The organism is Pseudoalteromonas sp. SG41-5 (genome assembly GCF_014164495.1).
GTDB lineage: Bacteria > Pseudomonadota > Gammaproteobacteria > Enterobacterales > Alteromonadaceae > Pseudoalteromonas > Pseudoalteromonas rhizosphaerae.
This window is the reverse complement of the sequence record NZ_JACJFH010000164.1, coordinates 1-4,824: the sequence shown is the minus strand read 5'-3', so window position 1 is coordinate 4,824 and position 4,824 is coordinate 1. Positions and strand designations below refer to the sequence as shown.

Annotated in this window: 4 protein-coding genes; 3 read left to right on the top strand and 1 reads right to left on the bottom strand. The window is 41.7% G+C overall.

The window, feature by feature from the left end:
• Positions 1 to 268 precede the first annotated feature (268 nt).
• On the top strand, positions 269 to 1,180 hold the full coding sequence (gene galU, locus H5232_RS22155) for a UTP--glucose-1-phosphate uridylyltransferase GalU (RefSeq protein WP_182831528.1): 912 nt from the start codon (positions 269 to 271) through the stop codon (positions 1,178 to 1,180).
• A 178-nt stretch (positions 1,181 to 1,358) separates the two neighbouring features.
• Positions 1,359 to 1,631: a four helix bundle protein gene (locus tag H5232_RS22150; protein WP_220491401.1), complete on the top strand. Its 273-nt coding sequence runs from the start codon at positions 1,359 to 1,361 to the stop codon at positions 1,629 to 1,631.
• A gap of 188 nt (positions 1,632 to 1,819) precedes the next feature.
• On the opposite strand, the gene H5232_RS22145 is transcribed toward H5232_RS22150, so the two are convergent.
• A complete protein-coding gene (locus tag H5232_RS22145; protein ID WP_182831527.1) occupies positions 1,820 to 3,190 on the bottom strand; it encodes an MBL fold metallo-hydrolase RNA specificity domain-containing protein in 1,371 nt (456 codons plus the stop codon).
• Between the two features lie 1,124 nt (positions 3,191 to 4,314).
• Between H5232_RS22145 and H5232_RS22140 the strand changes: the two genes are divergently transcribed.
• Entirely contained in the window at positions 4,315 to 4,794 is a 480-nt protein-coding gene (locus H5232_RS22140; protein ID WP_182831526.1) for a DUF721 domain-containing protein, read from the top strand.
• The last annotated feature ends 30 nt before the right edge of the window (positions 4,795 to 4,824 follow it).

The following is a 4,824-nucleotide window of genomic DNA, read 5'->3' as shown; positions in this document are numbered from 1 at the left end:
CTAAAGCCATTTCCTACGTTTTTACATTTTACCTTAGGCGAGAAGATAAAGATGTTAATAAACACGCGTCAGCAAGCTTAACGCCTACGGGTGTTAAAGTTTACCTTAATGTTTAATTAATTACTTGTAGGCGAGTGGCTTGCCACCGCGAACAGGTTAAAGGTGCTAGGAACTCGCTGTTCGAAGCCCGAACTCATTCACTCCCTATAAAGCGTTGCGCTGCTAACTTGATCCTAAATTGATTTAAACACTCTATAAAGGATCTATTATGAAGGCTGTTATCCCTGTTGCGGGTCTTGGTACACGTATGTTGCCAATGACTAAAGCTATTCCAAAAGAAATGCTCCCACTGGTTGATAAGCCACTTATTCAATACATAGTGAATGAGTGTGTTGCTGCGGGTATTAAAGAAATTGTGCTTGTTACTCATAGCTCTAAAAATGCGATTGAAAACCATTTTGATACTAGCTTTGAACTTGAAGCGACACTTGAAAAACGCGTAAAGCGTAAGTTACTTGATGAAGTGCGCTCTATTTGCCCGCCTGATGTAACTATTTTACATGTGCGCCAAGGTGAATCTAAAGGTTTGGGTCATGCAGTGTTGTGTGCTAAGCCAATCATTGGTGATGAAGATTTTGTAGTTTTACTGCCTGATGTAATACTTGATGCTTATACTGCAGATCAAAAAACTGAAAACTTAGCGGCAATGATTGCACGTTTTAAAGCAACATCAGCAAGCCAAATTATGCTTGAACCCGTACCTGAGCAAGATGTATGTAAATACGGCATTGCTGATATAAATGGCGCTGTAATTACTGCGGGTGAAAGTGCGAAAATCAAAACAATGGTTGAAAAACCAAGTGTTGGTGACGCGCCATCAAACCTTGCTGTAGTTGGTCGTTATGTGCTGTCAAAAACTATTTGGCAATTACTTGATAAAACTCCGGTTGGCGCAGGTGGTGAAATACAACTAACCGACGCTATTGATATGCTTATGAAAATTGAAACGGTTGAAGCATTTCATATGAGCGGCCGAGCTCATGACTGTGGTGATAAATTAGGTTATTTAAAAGCGATTGTTGAATACAGCATGCGTGATGAAAACCTAGGCGCTGACTTTACAAGCTTTGTTGCAGAGTTAGTTAACCCTAAAAAACCAAGTCATTTAAAGGTAGTGTAAAATTTAGATGTCTGAGGTTTCGAGCTTCGAGTTGCGGGCTACGTATCATCTTAGCCGCTGATTATAGTAATTAGGTTCTGGGTTGTTCTGCGAGGTGATATATTACGTCCTGCAGTTAAATTATAGTTCCATTGTTATTTAGTCGTTTTCGAAAGGGAGTAGCAACCCAGGAGGGGTGATGAAATATGAAAATTTAGATGTATGGAAGAAATCTTTTTCATTAAGTTTATTTGTATATCAAGTTTTCAATGATTTACGAGATTTTGGGCTTAAAGATCAAATGTGTCGCTGTGCTGTTTCTGTTCCGAGTAATATAGCGGAAGGTTATGAGCGCTATTCCGATAAAGAAAGAGCGTATTTTCTTTCTGTGGCAAAAGGCTCTGTAGGAGAATTAAAAACGCAGCTTATGATTGTTTTTGAGCTTGGTTATATCAATCACGAGCAAACATAGTTCGCATTAAATGAGTGCGAAGTAATTGGGAGAATGCTTGGGAAATTGATCTATGTAATCAAAAGCTCATGAGAATCTCACAACCTGTGCTACACAGAATAATGAAAAGGTTAAAGACTAGGAATTAGACTAAATTTAACACTGGGCTGCTCGTAGCCCGTTACTCGAAGCTCGCCAACGTAACTTTGCTATTCCCCAATTTCAATTTTAACTCCTTCTCCTAGTACCTCTCGATACTCTTGGGCTAATGCCTGTTTTGCATCATCATCGCCATGGACTATTTTTATATGGCTGGGCTTTTTACGCATACCTGTTACAAATTTTATTAAGCCGTTTTGATCTGCATGAGCACTGTAGCCGCTGATTGTGTGTACTGCTGCGTTAATGGTGATTTTATGGTTATTAATATGCACATAACCATTACTTGGTCCATAGGTTTGAATATCTCGGCCGAGCGTGCCACGGCCTTGGTAGCCAACAAAAATCACATCGGTAGTTTCATCAGGTAAAAATCGCTCTAGGTAATTCACAATTCGCCCGCCGGTGCACATGCCACTAGCGGCAAGAATAATTGCGGGTTGTTTGCGTTTGCTTAGGTAATTAATTACGGCAATATGCTCTTGGTGGCTGTCGATAGTATGCAACTGCGCAAAGTTTAATGGATGGCGGCCTTTGGCTAAGCGTTTTTTTGCTTCATCGTCCCAGAGGGTTTTAAATTTTCGATACTCTGTGGTGAAGTTAGCTGCCATAGGGGAGTCAACAATAACCTCTATATTTTGCCATGGTGAATTTTTAGCTGCGTTGTGAATTATTTGCTCCAGTTCGTACAGCAACTCTTGCGTACGGCCAATGCTAAACGCTGGCACAAGTACAATGCCATTATCGGCAACGGCTTTTTCAATCACCTTTTTCAGTGTTTGCGTGCGTTCTTTTCGGCCTTGATGGTTTTTATCACCATAGGTTGATTCGATCACTAAAGTATCGGCTTTGTAAGGCGCTTTTGGGGAAGGCAGTAGCGGAGTATGCGGCGCTCCTAGGTCACCAGAAAATACTGCGCGATGGGTATTCGGTTTTTTACCTATATCTATTTCAACATAGGCGGAGCCTAAAATATGCCCGGCACGCTGTAAGCGAGCTTTCGCGGTGGGCTTGTTGCTGGTGGTTGGTAAATCAAACCAGCTATTAAATTCGATAGCGACAATACGCTTGGCAAGTAAGCTTAAACAGGCGTTAATAATTTTTTGATCTCGCGTTACACCGACTTTAAGTGCATCTTCAATCACTAATGGCAATAAACTCGCCGATGCCTTCGAAGTAAAAATAGGGCCAGTGAAACCAGCAGCAAATAAGTAAGGTATGCGGCCAACGTGGTCAATATGACAATGCGTAACAATCAGCGCAGTGACAGTTGAGATATCAAAGTTGATAGCTAAACTTGGCCCGGCGTCTTCCCCTTGAAAAAGCCCACAGTCAATCAACACCGATGAGTGTTGATCATAATCTAACTGATGGCATGACCCCGTAACCCCATTCACCGCTCCATGATGGGTAATTTTCATGGTTGATCCTTGTTGATTAAATTATACAAATTAGAAACAAGGTTAGGATAAAAAATGTCAAATTAAAAGGTTGAAGAGAGAAGGTTAGAGGTTAAAGGTACTCGAAGGCTTTATGATGCGGGGATTATAAAATTCATGGTTAAAGCCATTTCCTACGTTTTGTACAATTTGCCTGGCATTAACCTTTTGTGTATATGCCTATGTAGGCGAGTGGCTTGCCACCGCGATATTCAATGTTGTTTCGGTGTTTTGCGTCAGCAAGCTTAACGCCTACGGTGTTAAGGTTTATCTCGGTGTTAAATCACTTGTAGGCGAGTGGCTTGCCACCGCGATATTCAATATTGTTTCGGTGTTTTCGCGTCAGCAAGCTTAACGCCTACGGGTGTTAACGTTAATCTCAGTGTTTAATTATTCACTGTAGGCGAGTGGCTTGCCGGCGCATTTTAAATGTGGAACGGTGTTTGTGCGTCAGCAAGCTAAATGCCTACGGTGTTAAGGTTTATTTTGATGTTTAATTGATCACTTGTAGGCGAGTGGCTTGCCACCGCGATATTCAATATTGTTTCGGTATTTATGCGTCAGCAAGCTCAACGCCTACGGTGTTAAGGTTTATCTCGGTGTTAAATCACTTGTAGGCGAGTGGCTTGCCACCGCGATACTCAATATTGTTTCGGTGTTTTTGCGTCAGCAAGCTGAACGCCTACGGTGTTAAATTGTATTCTGGTGTTTAATTAGTTACTTGTAGGCGAGTGGCTTGCCACCGCGTTTTAAATGTGGCTCGGTGTTTGTGCGTCAGCAAGCTTAACGCCTACGGTGTTAAAGTTTGCCTCAATGTTAAATCACTTGTAGGCGAGTGGCTTGCCACCGCGAAAAGGTTAAAGGTGCTAGGGAAGTGACTAAAAACCTAGCTCCTATGTTTTAAAACGTAGGCGCGGCTTTATGCCGCGCGGTTGTATTGAACCATCAGTCATTAGATTTCAGGTGTAGCTAATCTCTGCCTTTAACCTTTAACCTTTAACCTAATACCTAGCACCTATTACCCTGTATCTTTCATTTCTCGAGGTAGCTTTAACCTTTGCATTCAATTAAACTCAGTCTCTTCAATGTAACTTTTGGTGTTTTGCATGGCTAAAGATAGGTTCGCGCCAAAACCTTTAAACGATATTATGGCTGGCCTGAGTGGTCGATTGTCGTCGTATGCAGGTAAAAGCCAAGCATTAGATAAACAACAAACTTTGTTAAGTGAATTTTTGGGCGCTAATTTAGGTGGAAAATGTCGCGTTAGTAATTATCGCGATGGTACGCTGATGATTGAGGCGGTATCTGCACCTATAGCACTGCGTTTAAACTACTTAAAAATGGATATGCTGTCACACTTTCGTAGTGCCGGTATGGCAGAACTTGGGCAAATCAAAATTACCGCTAACCCACAAGCCAGCCAACGATTAAGTCCAAATAATGCGTTAAAAACAGCTAACGCCACTCCCGCGAATAAATTAGCTATGAGTGAACAAACCGCTGATTACCTTAATGCGATTGCACAAAGCGCACCACCGTCACTAAAAGAAAAGCTAGAGCGACTAGCGAAGCATGGTAAAAAATAAAGGTTTTTGGCGCTAGGAAGAAATAGGCGC